Origin of the sequence: Streptomyces zaehneri, assembly GCF_032248645.1 — a bacterium.
GTDB lineage: Bacteria > Actinomycetota > Actinomycetes > Streptomycetales > Streptomycetaceae > Streptomyces > Streptomyces coriariae.
This window is the reverse complement of record NZ_JASTTJ010000031.1, coordinates 72,067-88,364: the sequence shown is the minus strand read 5'-3', so window position 1 is coordinate 88,364 and position 16,298 is coordinate 72,067. Positions and strand designations below refer to the sequence as shown.

Genomic DNA, 16,298 nt, shown 5'->3' with positions numbered 1-16,298 from the left:
AACCGGCTCAAGAACTCCCGTGCCGTCGCAACCCGTTACGACAAGAGGGCCTACGTCTTCCATGGCACCGTCACCGCAGCAGCGATCCGCTTATGGCTCCGATCATGATCCGTCGGACACTCCCTAGCGGCGGTGCATGGTCTCCAGAGCTCCGGCGAGGACGTGGGGGTCGTGGTGGCCCTTGTAGACCGCGGGTGGTTGCCTTTCGAGGCCGAGGAGTTGGGACACCGCCGTCCAGGCGGTGCGTACGGAGTACTCGACGGTGAAGACGACGTCGTCGGGTACCTCGGCGAACTGTCCGATGAAGGCGAGGTTGACCGATCCCTCGGGCACGACCTTTGGACGGTCGTCGCGCCGACGGGCCAGGAACTGGCTGGTGATGTACGGCATCACGCAGGGCACGACGGTGGAGGTGGCCAGGACGCGGGCCGTGAGCGCCTCGTCGAACCGCAGGTGGTGCAGCACCTCTTCGAGGATCTCCCGGCCGGAGCACATCGTCATCGGCTTGGGCGTGCTGTTGCCCGCGCGGCCGGGGAAGAGGCCGTAACCCCACCAGACCGAGACCCCGTCGGGCTGGTCGCGGTAGACGGGCTGGCGCTGGGCGACGATGGTGAGCAGCCAGTTGGACTCGGTGAACGTCATCAGGCCGGCCTTGCCCGTGTCCCGGCCGGTGAACTCCTCCAGCGCCTGGAGGAAGGCGGGATCCTTGGTGGTGACGGTGAACGACTCCCAGCGGGACTCCTTGACGCGCTTGTCGAAGGCGGCGGGGTTGCCGAAGTCCTCGCGCCCCCGGGCGAGCCGGTGCCAGAGCAGCCAGGCGTCCGAACGGTGGGGCGCCGCTGGGGGCGCCGCGCTGTGTGAGCCGAGGCTGGAGGCGTCGGTCATGGAGCCGTTGGTGACCAGGACCAGGTCCTCGGGAGCCACGGTGATCTTCTCGTCATGGCTGCCACGGGTGAGGTAGATGGTCTGCACGGTGCCACTGCGAGGACCTGGTGTGAACCCGAGGTCGGTGACAGTGCAGCCGGTGTGGACGGTGACGCCTCGCTCGCGCAGCCAGGTCGTCAGCGGCAGCACGATGGAGTCGTACTGGTTGTAACGGGTCCGGTGGATCCCCGACATGGAGGCGAACTCGGGGAAGAGGTGGACGAAGCGCCTGAGGTAGCGGCGGAACTCGATCGCGCTGTGCCAGGGCTGGAAGGCGAACGTGGTGCACCACATGAACCAGAAGTTCGTGGTGAAGAAGTGTTCGCCGAAGCAGTCGGTGATCCGCTTGCCGTCCAGGTGCCCCTCCGGCGTCGCCAGACACCTGACCAGGTCTATTCGGTCCCGCTCGGAGAACCCCATCGAGCGGACGTCGACGATCCTTCCCTGTCCGTCGACGAGACGGCTGATGTCGTCCCAGGCGAACTCCTCGTGCCCGGCCAGGGTCTCCTGTGTCACCGACACCGAGGGGTCGTCGAGGGAGGGGATGCCGGACAGCAGGTCGTACGTGCAGCGGAACTCGGCCTCGAACATCCGCCCGCCCCGCATCGTGTAACCGGCCTCCGCCGTGCCACCCGCGTCCAGGCTTCCGCCGATGTTCCGCTGCCCCTCGTAGAGGTGGATGTCGGATCCGTCGAAACCACCGTCGCGGATGAGGAACGTCGCCGCGGCGAGCGCGGCGATGCCGCTGCCCACCAGATACGCCTTTGCCACCGCACAACTCCTTGTTCTCACCTGCTGATCGGGAACCGCACGGCCAGTGTCGTCCGTGTCGGCGACGGCGGTCAGTGGGCCGATGGTCACCGGCCGGGGCCATATGGCCCAGGAGGCGGGGTCCGGCCGGCCGCTCGAACACGAGGGCGGACAAAGGCCCGGCCGGTGGACCGTCACCGACCGGGCCTGTCCTCGCCTCGGGTTCACACCGGGTGAGGGTCCGCCGTCCTGTCGTCGCGGTCGCCGATGTCGGCAGGGCGCGGAGCACCGGAGCCGCCGCGCCACGGCGGCGCCGCCCGATGGCCGTCGCGGCCGGCGTGGGTGGCCTTCTCGGTCTGGCGGCGCAGGCGGTCCTGGAGCCGGTCGACGAGTTCCTGGCCGGTGGCCGCCTCGGCCAGCACGACCACTTCGTGCCGTCCGACGTGCACGGCAGCCGTCGCCGACCAGGGGCGCTCCGCGTGATGGACGGACGCCCTCGTGATCCGCACCTCGCCGGCGACTGCGGGCAGTTCCGGCCGGCCGAGGACGGCGTCGATCTTCGTGCGGGCGTACACCAGGGTTTCCTCGTCCACCTCGCCCTCCGTGCGCAGCAGTACGGTGGGAACGTTGTTCTGGGAGTTGTCGCCGGTCATGTCGATATCCTTTCCTGGAAGTGCGGTGGGACGTCCCGCGTCGGTCACGCGGTCGGGCTGCCGGGCAGCCACAGGTCGGGGCCGAAGACCTCGTAGCGGATCCGCCGAGCCGGAACTCCGGCGCGCAGCAGCTGTCCGCGTACCTCCCTCATGAACGGCAGCGGGCCGCACAGGAACACCGCCGCGCCGTCGGGAAGTTCGATGCCGTCGATGTCCATCCGGCCCTCCCGGGCGGCGGCTTCCTGCCGGCCGGGTTGCTCGTACCAGAAGACCGCGCGGGCGTGCGGGAGCCGGCCCACCAGTTCGTTCGTCTCGGTGCGCAGTGCGTGGTCGGCGGGGGAGCGGTCGGCGTGCAGGACCAGCACCGGTCGTGCGGAGCCGAGGGCGGCCAGGTGGGCCAGGATCCCGGTCATGGGGGTGCAGCCGATGCCCGCGGAGACCAGGACGACCGGGGTGCTCGCGTCGGCCGGGTCGTCGAGGAAGACATCGCCGAACGGCGCGGACAGCGTCAGTTCGTCTCCCGCGCGGACCTGATCGTGCAGCGCGGTGGAGACCTCGCCCCGCGGCGTGCCCGGCTCGCCGGACACTCGCTTCACGGTGATCCTCCGCAGTTCGCCGCCGACGTCCGAGGACAGGCTGTACTGCCGCAACTGGTGGACGCCGTCGGCCATCATGACCCGTACGCTCACGTACTGGCCTGCCCGGGCGTGCGGAGCCGGTCCGCCGTCGGAGGGACGCAGCACGAAGGACACCACGTCGGCGGTCTCGGTGCGGCGCTCGACGACCGTCCAACGCCGCCACACCTCACCGGGTTTCACGCCCGCGTCCTGGTACAGGCGTGCCTCCCGGCCGATCAGGGCGCCGGCCATCAGCCAGTACACCTCGTCCCAGGCGGCGGCCACCTCGGGGGTGACGGCGTCGCCGAGGACCTCTGCTATCGCTCCGAACAGGTACTTGTGCACGATCGTGTACTGGTCGTCGGTGACGCCGACGGCGGCGTGCTTGTGCGCGATCCGGTCCAGCAGCGTGTCCGGGCGGGTGTCCGGATCCTCGAGCAGCGCGGTGGCGAATCCGGCGATCGAACCGGCCAGCGCGCGCCGCTGGGCCCCGCTGGCCTGGTTGCCCCGGTTGAACATGCCGTCGAGCAGCTCCGGCCGGTCGCGGAACATCGCGGCGTAGAAGCGCGTCGTGATCTCGTCGAGCGCCCCGGCGATCGCGGGCAGGGTGGCACGGACCACTGCGGTGGACTCTGCGGACAGCATGAAGCCTCCCTGGTAGGGGGTGAAGTGGGAAGGGCGCCGCTCTCACCGGGCGGCAGTTCCTGTGTAGCAGGCACCGGGCCGTGTTTCCGCGCTGATGCACGGCCCTGGGCGAAGAGGGGCCGAACGGCCCCATCGATCCGGGCGCAGTGGTCCCGCAACCCGCTTCGTGATGGGGCCGCTCGGCATCGTGATCCGGGAGCTCCAGCACGGGAGGCGGGATCCGGGGTCGTATAAGGCAGGGGGAGGGGCCGTCCGGCGGGTGACGAACCATTTCTTCGGGCGTCCCGGCAGCCGAGCGCGGTCAGCTGGTCTTGTGACCCCATTCAGGGCCGACCAAGTCCCACTCGCTGCCCCATTGGGCGATGCGCCGCCGGTCGAGCCGCCACCGCGCGACGGCTCCGGCGCCGAAGGCCATGCCGGTGAGGGCGAGCGCCGCCGCGGCAGCCAGGACGCCGCCTTCGACGGCTGCCTCCGTGGAACTCGGCGGCTCCGCGGTGATCTCGCCTCGGCCGTCGGTCCAGACGACGACCTCGGTTCCGGCCTTCAGGCCGTCCTCCACCAAGGTCCTGTCGGTGTGGACGGAGCCATCAGGGTCCGTCCAGCGGACTCGCGCCGCGGTCTGTGCGCCGATCGTCCCGATCCCGGCCACCTCTCGCGGTACGTCGGTGAGGAGCGTGGCGCTCACCGAAGAGCGTTCGGCGCGCTGGCGGGCGAACATCTCATCGGATGCGTGGGCCGTCACCAGGCCGACCACGGTGCCGCCCACCGCGGCCACCATCCATACGGCAAGCACGATCCAGGCCTCGACGACGTCGTCGTGCCGTCGCAGCGGATTGCCCCGCCACCGCCAAAGCCTCTTCCGCGTACGCGTGATGCCCTTCATCGGCCTGCCCCTCCGCCTCGTCGTGACATCACGAAGGTGACAGCCGGGAGCGGTCCGAGGCATGGGCCGAGGGGGCAGCACACGAGGGCCGGCCGCCGCCGATTCGCAGAGGAGGCCGGTCCGTTCGGCCCATGCTCGAGGTGATCGGAGGACGTGGTGCGGCGGATCTCCGGTGTCCCGGTGGCTCGGTGCGGCGTGGCCCCTTCGGGCCCGGCGCGGCGGAATTCCTTGAGCCCGGCGACCGGGCGGACCGGTCATGTACAGATGCTCGTCCCGCCTCGGCCACGGCCCCGAGGGCGCCGCGAGCCCGCGGCGCGACCCGCGCACGGTGGTGCTGGATGACGTGCTGGTGAGCCGCTGACCTGATCGAGCCGCTGCTGAGCCTGCCGGGTGCGGGGACCGTGCGGTCTCGGCGGGAAGGGGCCGCACGGCGTGTCGCCGGGGCCAGTCGGCTGCTGCCCGCGTCGTCCGCGGACGACGAGCATCCTCCCGAGAGAGCGAACACCAGCGCACGTGGAGAGAAGGGAACAGGACAATGACTGTCCGTCATGTGACCGTCGGCTTCGACGGTTCACCGGTCGCGGTGCGGGCCCTGGACCGGGCCGTCGGCGAAGCGGTGTGCCGGGGCTCCGCGTTGCGCGTCGTCTACGCCGTGGCCGACCGCGACGAGGCGGGGCCGGTTCTGTCGTCGGCTGCCTCGCGCGTCCAGGAGCGCCGGCCCGGTCTGCGGGTGGAGACCAAGGCCGTGGAGGGCGGCGTCGTGCCGGCCCTGACGAAAGAGAGCGAGGAGGCGGACCTCACCGTCGTGGGCACCCGGCGGCTCGGCGGTGTCGTCGGCGTTCTGGCCGGATCGGTGAGCCGGCGCCTGGCCGCGCACGCGCGAGGCCCTCTGCTGGTCGTCGGAGGGGATCACCCCTGCGGTGAGGGGCGTGACGTGCTCCTCGGACTGGAGAGCGATGCCGAAGCGGCTGCCGTGTATGCGTTCGAGGAGGCCGCGCGGCGCGGTGTGAGGCTGCGCGTCGTGCATTCCCCGACGCACCGGTACACCACGCCCGGGTTCCCGTCGCTGGTAGCCGCGACGAGCCCCGGCCAGGAGCGTCAGGCCATACAGAGCCGAGCGGAGGAAGCGGTTGCGCGGTTCGGCATCGCTCGACTGCGGGAGGCGTACCCCGAGATCGAGGTCGACAGCCGCACGGTGCGCACCGGTCCGGCGAAGGCCCTGCTGGCCGGTACGCGGGAGGCCGGCGTCGTGGTCATCGGCGCGCGCCGACGTGCGGGTCGGCTCGGTCTTCAGCTGGGCCCGGTCGCGCACGTCCTGCTGCACGGCTCCCGGTGTCCCGTGGTGCTGGTGCCGACGCCGTGAGCGTGTCGTCCGACTGCCCGGCCGCCCGCCCCCGGGAGCCGGACGTGGTCGGACGGACTTGTCCCCAGGCTCCCGGCACGGCACCTCCGCGTGGCAGGCACCGCCGGACCCTACTTGTCGGGTGTGCCTGTCGGCCCGTAGAAGGCGGCTCGCATGATCCCCTGCATGTCGTCGAGCATGGGCATCCGCGGGTTGGCGGGCGCGCACTGGTCTTCGTAGGCGTTCAGGGCCTGTTGGGGCAGGGCGTCGAGGAAGGCGCTCTCGTCGATGCCGAGGGACCGGAACGACGGTTCGATGCCCACGGCGTCGCGCAGTCGCTCCACGGCGCGGGCGAGCGATTCGACGCCCTCGGCCGGGGTGCCGGCCGGCAGGCCCAGGGTGCGGGCGATGTCCTGGAAGCGTTCGGGAGCGCGGTAGCTCTCGTACTTGGGCCAGCCCGTGAGCTTGGTCGGAACGGTGCCGTTGTAGCGGATGACGTGGGGGAGCAGCACGGCGTTGGTCCTGCCGTGCGCGATGTGGAACGTGGCGCCGAGGGTGTGGGACATGGCGTGGACTATGCCGAGGAAGGCGTTTCCGAAGGCCATGCCCGCGATGGTGCCCGCGTTGTGCATCTTCTCGCGTGCCTCCGGGCTGGCTGCCCGGTCGTTCACGGCGGCCTCGATGTGGCCGAAGATCAGCCGAATCGCGTGCAGCGCGAGTCCGTCGGTGAAGTCGTTGGCGTAGACGGACACGTACGCCTCGATGGCGTGGGTGAGAGCGTCGAAGCCGCTGTCCGCGGCCAGCGCCGGGGGCAGCCCGGTGGTGAGCAGCGGGTCGACGATGGCCACGCTCGGGGTGAGCGCGTAGTCGGCGAGCGGGTACTTCTTGCCGGTCGCCGGATCGGAGATGACGGCGAAGGGGGTGACCTCGGCGCCGGTGCCGGAAGTCGTGGGCACGCACACGAGACGGGCCAGGCGGCCGAGCACGGGGAAACGGAATGCCCGCTTGCGGATGTCGGAGAACTTGTGCCGCATGTCCGCGAAGTCGATGTCCGGCTGCTCGTACAGCAACCACATCACCTTGGCCGCGTCCATCGGCGAGCCGCCGCCCAGCGCGATGATCGTGTCCGGCCGGAAGTCCCGCATGAGCCGCGCGCCGCGCTGCACGGAGTCGATGCTCGGCTCGGGCTCGACGTTGTCGATGATCTGGACGGTCACCGGCTCGTGGCGCCGCTGGAGCACGCGCGTGACGCGGTCGACGAAGCCGAGGCGGGTCATCGTCGCGTCGGTGACGATCGTGACCCGGTGCACGTCCGGCATGGACGCCAGGTACCGGATCGCCTGCGGCTCGAAGTAGATCTTCGGTGGCACCTTGAACCACTGCATGTTGTTGCGGCGGGTGCTGACCCGCTTGACGTTCAGCAGCTGGGCGGCGGAGACGTTGTTGGACACCGACGTGCTGCCCCAGGAGCCGCAGCCGAGGGTCAGCGACGGCAGCAGGCCGTTGTAGATGCCGCCGATCGCGCCCTGTGAGGACGGCGCGTTGACGATGATCCGCACGGCCTTCATCCGCTTCCCGTACGCCTCCGCCAGCGCGCGGTCCTCGGTGTGGATGACGGCGCTGTGGCCCTGGCCGTGGAAGGCGACCATGTCGGCGGCCAGGTCGAAGCCCTGCTGTTCCGAGCGGGCACGCAGCACGGCGAGCACCGGGCAGAGCTTCTCCCGGGTCAGCGGCTCCTGCGGGCCGACCCGGTCCGTCTCGACCAGGATGAGCGAGGTGCCGGCGGGCACACGGAAGCCCGCGTGCTCCGCGATCCACTCGGGGCTCTGGCCCACGGCGGCTGCGTTGACCTTGGGCTCACAGCCCGAACCCGCGGTGCCCGCGGGGAACAGGAAGGCCTCCAGCTTCGCCTTCTCCTCGGCGGTCGCCAGGTGGGCGTGCAGTGTGCGGAACTCGGCGAGCGCCGGGTCGTAGATCTCGTCGTCCAGGATGACGGCCTGCTCGGAGGCGCAGATCATGCCGTTGTCGAACGACTTGGACAGCACCAGGTCGTTGACGGCACGGCGCAGCTTGGCGCTCCTGTGGACGTACGCGGGGACGTTGCCTGCGCCGACCCCCAGGGCGGGCTTGCCCGCCGAGTAGGCCGCCCTGACCATGGCGTTGCCGCCCGTGGCGAGGATCAGCGAGACGCCCGGGTGGCGCATCAGGGTGCCGGTCGCCTCGACGGACGGAGCCTCGATCCACTGGATGCAGTGCTCGGGCGCTCCCGCGGCGAGGGCGGCGTCGCGCACGACGCGGGCCGCCTGCGCGCTGCATTCCTGGGCGGAGGGATGGAAGGCGAACACGACGGGGTTGCGGGTCTTCAGCGCCATCAGCGCCTTGAAGATCGTGGTCGAGGTCGGGTTGGTGACGGGAGTGACCGCGCACACCACGCCGACCGGTTCCGCCACCTCGACCATGTCCTCGATGTCGTCGCGTGCGATGACGCCCACGGTCTTCATGGGAGCCATGCTGTGGGTGACGTGCTCGCAGGCGAACATGTTCTTGGCCGCCTTGTCCTCGAAGACGCCCCGTCCGGTCTCCTCCACCGCGAGGCGGGCGAGCGCGGTGTGCTGGTCCAGAGCGGCGACCGACGCCTTCTTGACGATGTGGTCGACCTGCTCCTGGTCCAGGGCCTCGTAGTCGGCCAAGGCCTTGAGTCCGCCTGCTACCAGCTGGTCAACGGCGACGACGGTGTCCGACGGCGCCTCGGCGGTGGGCCTGGTGGCGGTGCGGTCGTCGTGGCGGGTCATGGTTGTGCCTCCGTCGTCGAGAGGTGAGCCGCGCTGTCGGCGGCCGGTACCGGAGCGGCGTCGTGGATGACCGGCGCCGCTCCCTCAGCAGCGTCTCGCCGGCACCGCTGCGCCGAGCAGGTCCTCCCGGTTCCCGGCGGGTGCCTGACCGGCCCCGAATGTGCGGGCCGAGTGGCCCTTACGCCCTGTTGAACGCCGCGGAACGCGAGCCGCTTGTCAGAGGGGCATTGTCAGAGGGGCATTGTCAGAGCGGCCAGGGACGCGCGATCCCGCCCGTGTGCCGCTCGGGCGGACGGGTGTCGTCGACGCGGAACGTGAGGTTGTTCACGACGCCCACCACTCCGTCCACCCGCCACGTCAGCTGGATGGCCAGGGGGATGCCGCTGCGCTGCTCCAGCCGGCCCCGCAAGGTGACCATGCCGTCCCGGACCGAGACGTTCACCGTGTGGGGCGGCACGCACATGGCCCGCGTCAGCACGTCCTCGAGCACTTCCCGGCCGATCTCCTCGTCCGTGCGCAGGAACACGCGCAGCAGGTCCCGTCGGGTGGCGATGCCGATCAGCCGGTCCTCCTCGTCCACCACGGGAAGCCGGTCCACGTGGCGGCGTTCCATGATGCGTGCGGCGTCCGCGACGCGCTGTTCGGGGTGCACGGTGACGGCGGGCGTCGACATCAGCTCTCCGGCGGTCGTGGCCAGGGCCGCGGCCGTCGCGTCAGCGGTGGAACCGCGCGCGGGGTTGCGGCCACGCCGGAGACGGCCGTGAGCGGGCCGAGCCGCCTGATGGCGGATCAGGTCGGTTTCGGAGACGACCCCGAGGACCTTGTCGTCGTCGTCCACCACGGGCACGCCGCTGATGCGGTGCCGGTCCAGCAGGCGTGCCACGTCCTTGAAGGGTGTCTCCCGGCGCGCTTCGACGACCTCGCTGGTCATCACCTCGCCGACGATGCGGGTCATCACGCCACTCCTTGCCTCGGCCGTCCGCGAGAGAAGCGCGGCGGATGCTGTTGTGCCCGGACGCCCACGTCGCGGAGCCCCGTGCGGTGGGTCGTCCGTGATCGCACAGGGGCCGGAGCGCACGGGCTGTGTCGGCCGACGGCCGACGACGTCCCTTCGGACCGTCCCGGGTAACCGGCCCCCGATACGGCTCCAGCGTCCGCCGGCGCGAGCCGTCGTGGCAGGGGTCAACCGTCCCGAAGCCGGGGCCGAATGCCCCGACTCCAGGAATCCGGCCCTGTCACATGGGGAACCCGCCGCTTTCGGGATGCGCGCGATCAGGCGCAGGGGGCGCGGGAGCGGGATCGTCGACGATCTCTCCCGCCGGCCGGGTGGTCCGGCTTTCGCCGGGCGGGCAGTTCGTCGCGGCCGGGCCGCGGGAGCTCTCGGCACACCGCGGATCAAGGAAGGCGGCGAGGTCCTTGGCCGGCAACGCAGTTGGATGGTCCGAAGCAGTAGGGCCGACCGGCCCTGGCCCTTCGGCCCTGGAACGCGCACGATCTACGGTAGGCAGGGACCCGGGCACGCGGTGGGCGTGCTCCGGCGCAGGTACGAGACGGCACGGAATGAGGAGTTTTTGATGGCGGACGGCAAGCGGCCCGGACCCGATGATCCGATCCAGGTCTTTCTGCTGGACGACCACGAGGTGGTACGCCGCGGGGTGCGCGACCTGCTGAACGACGAGCCGGACATCGACGTGGTCGGTGAGGCGGGCACGGTGGAGCAGGCGCTGGTGCGTGTCCCCGCGCTGCGCCCGCAGGTGGCGGTTCTCGACGTCCGCCTGCCGGACGGCGACGGTGTGACCGTCTGCCGGGAGCTGCGGTCGCGCATGCCGGAACTGGCCTGTCTGATGCTGACCTCGTTCGACGACGAGGAGGCGCTGCTCGACTCGATCATGGCCGGCGCCTCCGGATACGTACTGAAGCAGATTCAGGGATCGGATCTGGTCTCGGCCGTCCGTACGGTGGCCGCCGGCCAGTCCCTGCTCGACCCCAGTGCCACCGCCAGGCTGATGGCCCGCCTGCGCCAGGGCCCGGAGCCGGAGCCCGAGCCGGACGCCCTCCCGGGCCTGACGGACCGGGAGCGGGAGATCCTGGCCCTCATCGGTGAGGGACTGACCAACCGGCAGATCGGTCAGCGGCTCTACCTCGCGGAGAAGACGGTCAAGAACCACATCTCCCGGCTGTTGGCCAAACTCGGCGTGGAGCGCCGCATCCAGGCGGCCGTCATCGCCACCCAGGCCCAGGACCGGGCCAGGCAGCAAGGCCGCTGAGCCCGCCCGCACGCCAGGCCCACTGGGCCGAACGGCCCTCCTCCCAGCCCCGTGCGGCCCAAGCCGGATCTCCTTCCCGGCCGTCAGGCTGGCAACGCACCCGGACATCACCGGACGGCACTCATCAGGAGGATGGCGGACATGAGCGTGCGCGTCGGCATCAACGGCTTCGGCCGCATCGGACGCAACTACCTGCGCTGCGTGCTGGAGCGCGCGGAGACCTCGGCCGGCACACCGGTCGAGGTCGTCGCGGTCAACGACCTCACCTCGCCGGCGGCGCTGGCCCATCTGCTGGAGTTCGACTCCACGTACGGCCGGCTGCACCGCGCGGTCGAGCACGACGACACCTCGCTCACGGTCGACGGGCACCGGATCGTCGTGACCGCCGAGCGCGATCCGGCGGCCCTGGCCTGGGGTGACGCCGGAGTCGACGTCGTCATCGAGTCCACCGGCCGGTTCCGTACCCGCGAGCAGGCGGGGCTGCATCTGAAGGCCGGCGCCCGCAAGGTGCTGCTGTCGGTGCCGGGCAAGGACGTCGACGCCACCGTGGTGATGGGCGTCAACGAAGGCACGTACGACCCGGAGCGCCACCACGTGGTCTCCAACGCCTCCTGCACCACCAACTGCGTAGCGCCCATGGTGAAGGTCCTCGACGAGCACTTCGGCCTGGTCAAGGGCCTGATGACCACCATCCACGGCTACACCAACGACCAGGTGGTCCTGGACGGCCCGCACAAGGACCTGCGCCGTGGCCGCAGCGCCGCCGTCAACATCATCCCCACCAGCACCGGGGCCGCGCGTGCCGTCGGTCTGGTGCTGCCGGAGCTGGCCGGGACCCTGGACGGCATCGCCGTGCGGGTGCCGGTCGAGGACGGTTCGCTGACCGACCTGAGCGTGGTCCTGGAACGGCCCGTGACCGCGGACGAGGTCAACGCCGCCTTCCGCGAGGCCGCCGACGGACCGCTCAAGGGCATCCTGCGGGTGTCCGACGCACCGATCGTCTCCCGGGACGTCGTGGGCGATCCCGCCTCGTGTGTCCTGGACGCCCCGCTGACCCAGGCACACGGCGACCTGGTCAAGATCTTCGGCTGGTACGACAACGAGTGGGGTTACACCAACCGGCTGCTGGACTTCACCGAGTACGTCGCGGCCCGGCTCTCGCGGAGCTGACCGGCCTGGTCGCTCACGCGATGACCTCTGCCGACATGCGAGGGCAGGGGCGAGGGCGAGCCGGTTGCGCATCCTGTGTTCAGGCGCGGTGAACGGAGGTAGGCATACCTGCACCAAGCTGCGCGTTCCCGCACTCGTCGGGCGCCGGTCGGCGGGAGCGCGCAGGGGTTCGACGAAGCCCGCGTGTGCGGCGCCCCACCCGTCACGGCCGACGGAGGGGACTCGCCGCGTATCCCGAGCGTGTGAGGAGGATGCCATGGCATCCCGACTCGATGAGAAGACGGTGGCGAAGCTCGTGGCCGAGGCCACGAAGGCGCCGTCCATGCACAATGCGCAACCGTGGCGGTTCCGCTTCGTGACCGGTGAACGCCGCATGCTGTTGTACGCGGATCTCGAGCGGGCCATGCCCCGCTCGGACCCCGGCAACCGGGCGTTGTACATCGGCTGCGGGGCAGCGCTGTTCAATCTCCGGGTCGCGGCCGCGCAGGCGGACCTCGTCGCGGAAACAGCGCTGTCGCCCGATCCGCAGGACCCGCTGCTGCTTGCGTCCGTGCGCCTGGTCGATACTGCCGGCCGTGTCCGGGACGACGACCTGGTGCGGCTGCACCCGGCGATCCACCAGCGGCACACCAGCCGCCACCCGTTCGCGGACACGGCCATCCCGCACGACGTACAGGCCGTCCTGCGCGAGGCCGCGGCACGCGAGGGCGCCGAGCTGTTGTTCCCCGGCCCCTGGCACACCGAGACCGTTCTCGACCTCGTCCGCGACGCCGAAAGCCGCGACGTCATGGACCCCGGCTCCAACGAGGACCTGGTGCGCTGGACGCGGCTCGGACCGGAAGCGGATATCGCCGTCGACGGCGTCCCGGAGTACGCCTTCGGACCCGGCAAGCGGGACGGCAAGGCTCCCGTCCGGGACTTCGCCGGCCGCCGTCGGGTGGCCGACCGCGGCACCACCACCTTCGAACGCACCCCGCAGCTGGCACTGCTCAGCACCCTCGGTGACGGCTCCGACGACTGGCTGTGCGCGGGGCAGGCACTGGAGCGCGTCCTGCTGGAGGCCACCCTGGCCGACCTGGCCACCTCCCTGACCTCTCACGCGCTGGAGACCCGCGACCTGCGCCTGCTGACCCGCGACCCCGGGGAGGGCACAGGGCAGGTACAGATGGTGCTGCGACTCGGCTACGGCCCGCGAGGGCCGGTCACGCCTCGGCGCGCGGTGGGGGAGGTCCTCGACATCGCGTGACATCGGCCCGACGGGTTCCTGGGCGGCCGGTGCGCGCTCCCCCGCGCCTGGCGGCGGGCGGAGCGTTCGCCGACGGCAGCCCTTGCGCGCGGGCCGCGGGCACCCCGATCACCGGCGGTATCACCGCCCAGCGCCGGCGCTGGGCGGTGATACCGCCGGTGATACCGCGTTCAGGTACAGGACGCGGCTGAGGGTGGCGTCCTCGGGCGCGGTCGGGTCGCCCTGATCACGGTGGCAGTCATGACGCCTCCTCGGGGTTGTGCACGAAGGAGGACGGCGAGCGGACCGATCGCGCCCAGACCGGCGGAGGGACAGCGGACTCCGGGGAGCGTCACCGCGGCGCGGCGGCTTCCTCCGGCGCGGGCGGCCCTGCGTGGGGAGTGAGGTCGAATTCCACGTCCACCACGCCCTCGACGGCACGGGCCAGCCGTGCCGCCACCGGCACCAGTGCGGTGTCCCGGACTCGGCCGGTGAGCTGTACGACCCCGTCCCGCACGCTCACGAGCACGGCCGACTTCGGTGGCGGGAAGAGGTAGGACACGACCTCGCGCCGGACCTCCTCGGCGATCTCCTCGTCGTCACGCAGGAAGACCTTGAGCAGGTCGGCGCGGCTGACGACGCCCTCGAGCATGCCCAGGGCGTCGACCACGGGCAGCCGCTTGACCTTCGCGCGCGCCATGGTGCGAGCCGCCTGGGCGAGGGTGGCGTCCGCGCGGACGGTGAGGGCGGGGGATGTCATCAGCTGCTCAGCGGTGAGCGCACCCGCCTTGTCCGGGACCTGCGGACGCCGCAGCTGCGTGTAGCGGTCGGTATCGCCGTCGCGGAACTCCTCGGTGGGCAGCAGATCCGCCTCGGAGACCACGCCGACGACCCGGCCCTCGCCCTCGATCACGGGCAGGGCGCTGATCCTCCACTCCTGCATCAGCTGGACGATCTCCTTGAAGGCCGCCCCTCGGCCGACCGCGGCGACCGTGTGGGTCATGACATCGCTGACGATGTGCGGGGTGCCGTGCATGGTCACTCCTTCGTTTCTCGTGCAGGAGCCGGTGGGGTCAGCCGGTGGGGTTCAGACGGAACTGCCGGCGCCGTACGGGGCGTACAGGTCCAGCAGGTGTGTCCTGGCCGAACGGAGCCGGTGGGCGAGGACCTGCCCCACCCACTGGGAGACGTCCCGGCCCAGTTCGGCGTCGTCCTGGCACAGGGAACGGACCGCCGCGCCGTCGAACTCGTAGGCCCTGACCGGTGTCGTCGCCTCGGCGCCCAGGTGCCACATGTGCGGCGGGAAGAGCCAGGACCAGCCGACGAGTTCGTTGTGGCCCAGGTTCTCGATCACGGCGGGCCGACGGCCGGGGACGCGCATGTCGAGCTCGATCCTGCCGGTGCGGATGATCCAGAACCGATCGGCGCGGGATCCCTCCTCGAACAGGCGGGTTCCCTGAGGGATGGACACCTCCCGGGCGAACCGCATCAACCGCTCGCGGTTTTCCGCGGTGAGGGAGCGAAGCATCGTGGGGGTGGGGGAAGCGTTCATGGCGTGCCTCCGCGAGAGTGGTACGGCGTTCCCTGGCCAGGGTGCGCCGTATCCCCCTGAGCTCGGCAGGGGCCACCCGGGTCCCTCGGCCGGGACGTTCGGGTCACCCCGGGCCGGTCGGCCCTCGGGTACCGGGACCCTCCGCACCGGCCGGGGCCGAGTGGCCGCTGCCCGCGCGCGGCACGGCGCAGAAAGCTCGTGCACAGATCGGCCCATCCGCACCGACCCGCACAAGGAGCACAGCCATGCCCGGGACCACGAAGAGCGGGGAGCGAGCGGCGCCGAGACCGTCACTCGGTCCGTCCGCCGCGTCCTCGCTCGTGAACGGCACCGTCATCGGCGCCGGGATCCTCGCCCCGCCCTCCGCCCCGGCCCCGTACGTCTTCTCCTCGCCCGCGTCGGTCGTCCCCGGCCAGGCCGAGAACCGGATGCACACCATCAAGGCCGAACTCGTCGCCACCCTGGAGGGCTGAAGCCATGCGAATCGTCGTCGCCCTCGGCGGCAACGCCCTGCTCCACCGGGGCGAGCGCCCCGACGCCGCCGTACAGCAGGAGAACATCGACCGGGTGGCCACCGCCCTGGCGGCTCTGGCACACGAGCACGAGGTCGTCCTCACCCACGGCAACGGTCCCCAGATCGGCCTGCTCGCCATGGAAAGCGCGTCCGACCCCGCCCTCAGCGCCCCCTATCCGCTGCACCTGCTCGGGGCCCAGACCCAGGGGATGATCGGCTCCCTGCTGGCCTGCACCCTGCACGACGCCCTGCCCGGCCGCCGGATCGCCACGCTCGTCACCCACACCCTCGTTCGGGCCGACGATCCGGCCTTCGCACGGCCCACGAAGTTCGTGGGCCGGACCCATTCCCGGGAGATGGCACGGTCCCTGGCACGCAAGCGGGGCTGGCACATCGCCCAGGACACCGGCGGCTGGCGCCGCGTCGTGCCCTCCCCCGCACCGGAACGGATCCTGGAGACCGACACGGTCCACGAACTGCTGAACGGCGGTGCGCTGGTGATCTGCGCCGGCGGCGGAGGTGTCCCCGTCACCGCCGACAAGGTCACCGGGGCGCTGACCGGGGTCGAGGCCGTCGTGGACAAGGACCTCACGGCCGCGCTGCTCGCCGAGGACCTCAAGGCCGACTTCCTGCTCGTCCTCACCGACGTCCCCTGCGTGTACGAGGACTACGGCACACCGGCTCAGCAGCCCGTACTCGACGCCACCCCCGCCGAGCTGCGGCGAAGGGACTTCCCCGAAGGCTCGATGGGCCCCAAGGCCGAGGCGTGCGCGCGGTTCGTGGAACGCACGGGGGGTCTGGCCGCGATCGGCGCCCTGGACGCGGCGTACGAGATCGTCCACGGCCGCTCGGGCACGCTCGTCCGCCCCGAGTTGGCAGGGGGCTGAGGCGAAGGGCCGATCGGCCCGGCTGGGAGGGACCGGTGGCCGCCGGCAGGTGTGCCGACGGACCCTCCCGGCGGCCG

Annotated in this window: 13 protein-coding genes and 2 pseudogenes; 7 read left to right on the top strand and 8 right to left on the bottom strand. The window is 71.4% G+C overall.

Features of this window, described 5'->3' with window-relative positions; genetic code table 11:
* A pseudogene (locus tag QQM72_RS36365) lies at positions 1–108 on the top strand (IS5/IS1182 family transposase); the annotation flags it as partial.
* Between the two features lie 15 nt (positions 109–123).
* Here QQM72_RS36365 and QQM72_RS36360 read toward each other — a convergent pair.
* From QQM72_RS36360 to QQM72_RS36345, 4 genes are all read right to left on the bottom strand, one after another.
* A complete protein-coding gene (locus QQM72_RS36360) occupies positions 124–1,716 on the bottom strand; it encodes an oleate hydratase (protein ID WP_314225067.1) in 1,593 nt (530 codons plus the stop codon).
* Between the two features lie 182 nt (positions 1,717–1,898).
* On the bottom strand, positions 1,899–2,327 hold the full coding sequence (locus tag QQM72_RS36355) for a hypothetical protein (protein ID WP_314225061.1): 429 nt from the start codon (positions 2,325–2,327) through the stop codon (positions 1,899–1,901).
* A gap of 44 nt (positions 2,328–2,371) precedes the next feature.
* Positions 2,372–3,589: a globin domain-containing protein gene (locus QQM72_RS36350; protein WP_314225060.1), complete on the bottom strand. Its 1,218-nt coding sequence runs from the start codon at positions 3,587–3,589 to the stop codon at positions 2,372–2,374.
* A gap of 301 nt (positions 3,590–3,890) precedes the next feature.
* Positions 3,891–4,472: an Rv1733c family protein gene (locus QQM72_RS36345; protein ID WP_314225058.1), complete on the bottom strand. Its 582-nt coding sequence runs from the start codon at positions 4,470–4,472 to the stop codon at positions 3,891–3,893.
* Between the two features lie 535 nt (positions 4,473–5,007).
* Here QQM72_RS36345 and QQM72_RS36340 point away from each other — a divergent pair.
* Positions 5,008–5,835: a universal stress protein gene (locus QQM72_RS36340; protein WP_314225057.1), complete on the top strand. Its 828-nt coding sequence runs from the start codon at positions 5,008–5,010 to the stop codon at positions 5,833–5,835.
* A 110-nt stretch (positions 5,836–5,945) separates the two neighbouring features.
* Here QQM72_RS36340 and adhE read toward each other — a convergent pair whose 3' ends face one another.
* Together adhE and QQM72_RS36330 are read right to left on the bottom strand one after the other, a co-directional pair.
* Entirely contained in the window at positions 5,946–8,606 is a 2,661-nt protein-coding gene (gene adhE, locus QQM72_RS36335) for a bifunctional acetaldehyde-CoA/alcohol dehydrogenase (RefSeq protein ID WP_314225055.1), read from the bottom strand.
* Positions 8,607–8,850: 244 nt separating this feature from the next.
* Positions 8,851–9,561 (bottom strand): CBS domain-containing protein, encoded by a 711-nt coding sequence (locus QQM72_RS36330; RefSeq protein WP_314225054.1) that lies wholly within the window; start codon positions 9,559–9,561, stop codon positions 8,851–8,853.
* 619 nt (positions 9,562–10,180) lie between these two features.
* Here QQM72_RS36330 and QQM72_RS36325 point away from each other — a divergent pair.
* From QQM72_RS36325 to QQM72_RS36315, 3 genes are all read left to right on the top strand, one after another.
* Positions 10,181–10,873, top strand: a complete 693-nt coding sequence (locus QQM72_RS36325) for a response regulator transcription factor (RefSeq protein WP_314225053.1) — start codon at positions 10,181–10,183, stop codon at positions 10,871–10,873.
* Positions 10,874–11,014: 141 nt separating this feature from the next.
* Entirely contained in the window at positions 11,015–12,043 is a 1,029-nt protein-coding gene (gene gap, locus QQM72_RS36320; RefSeq protein WP_314225052.1) for a type I glyceraldehyde-3-phosphate dehydrogenase, read from the top strand.
* A 256-nt stretch (positions 12,044–12,299) separates the two neighbouring features.
* Positions 12,300–13,289 (top strand): Acg family FMN-binding oxidoreductase, encoded by a 990-nt coding sequence (locus tag QQM72_RS36315; RefSeq protein WP_314225051.1) that lies wholly within the window; start codon positions 12,300–12,302, stop codon positions 13,287–13,289.
* A gap of 331 nt (positions 13,290–13,620) precedes the next feature.
* Here the strand turns inward: QQM72_RS36315 and QQM72_RS36310 are convergent, their stop codons facing one another.
* Positions 13,621–14,304: a CBS domain-containing protein gene (locus QQM72_RS36310; protein ID WP_314225050.1), complete on the bottom strand. Its 684-nt coding sequence runs from the start codon at positions 14,302–14,304 to the stop codon at positions 13,621–13,623.
* Between the two features lie 51 nt (positions 14,305–14,355).
* Entirely contained in the window at positions 14,356–14,820 is a 465-nt protein-coding gene (locus QQM72_RS36305) for a cyclic nucleotide-binding domain-containing protein (RefSeq protein ID WP_314225049.1), read from the bottom strand.
* A gap of 380 nt (positions 14,821–15,200) precedes the next feature.
* Here QQM72_RS36305 and QQM72_RS36300 point away from each other — a divergent pair.
* Positions 15,201–15,293: pseudogene (locus QQM72_RS36300) on the top strand (ornithine carbamoyltransferase, subunit I); the annotation flags it as partial.
* A 4-nt stretch (positions 15,294–15,297) separates the two neighbouring features.
* Positions 15,298–16,221, top strand: coding sequence for a carbamate kinase (locus QQM72_RS36295; protein ID WP_314225048.1), 924 nt, complete (start codon positions 15,298–15,300; stop codon positions 16,219–16,221).
* Positions 16,222–16,298 lie beyond the last annotated feature (77 nt).

Excerpts from the sequence above, each read along its gene's own strand:
- QQM72_RS36355 (WP_314225061.1), bottom strand. The coding sequence starts at position 2,327 with ATGACCGGCGACAACTCCCAGAACAACGTTCCCACCGTACTGCTGCGC.
- QQM72_RS36350 (WP_314225060.1), bottom strand. The coding sequence starts at position 3,589 with ATGCTGTCCGCAGAGTCCACCGCAGTGGTCCGTGCCACCCTGCCCGCG.
- QQM72_RS36345 (WP_314225058.1), bottom strand. The coding sequence starts at position 4,472 with ATGAAGGGCATCACGCGTACGCGGAAGAGGCTTTGGCGGTGGCGGGGC.
- QQM72_RS36340 (WP_314225057.1), top strand. The coding sequence starts at position 5,008 with ATGACTGTCCGTCATGTGACCGTCGGCTTCGACGGTTCACCGGTCGCG.
- adhE (WP_314225055.1), bottom strand. The coding sequence starts at position 8,606 with ATGACCCGCCACGACGACCGCACCGCCACCAGGCCCACCGCCGAGGCG.
- QQM72_RS36330 (WP_314225054.1), bottom strand. The coding sequence starts at position 9,561 with ATGACCCGCATCGTCGGCGAGGTGATGACCAGCGAGGTCGTCGAAGCG.
- QQM72_RS36325 (WP_314225053.1), top strand. The coding sequence starts at position 10,181 with ATGGCGGACGGCAAGCGGCCCGGACCCGATGATCCGATCCAGGTCTTT.
- gap (WP_314225052.1), top strand. The coding sequence starts at position 11,015 with ATGAGCGTGCGCGTCGGCATCAACGGCTTCGGCCGCATCGGACGCAAC.
- QQM72_RS36315 (WP_314225051.1), top strand. The coding sequence starts at position 12,300 with ATGGCATCCCGACTCGATGAGAAGACGGTGGCGAAGCTCGTGGCCGAG.
- QQM72_RS36310 (WP_314225050.1), bottom strand. The coding sequence starts at position 14,304 with ATGCACGGCACCCCGCACATCGTCAGCGATGTCATGACCCACACGGTC.
- QQM72_RS36305 (WP_314225049.1), bottom strand. The coding sequence starts at position 14,820 with ATGAACGCTTCCCCCACCCCCACGATGCTTCGCTCCCTCACCGCGGAA.
- QQM72_RS36295 (WP_314225048.1), top strand. The coding sequence starts at position 15,298 with ATGCGAATCGTCGTCGCCCTCGGCGGCAACGCCCTGCTCCACCGGGGC.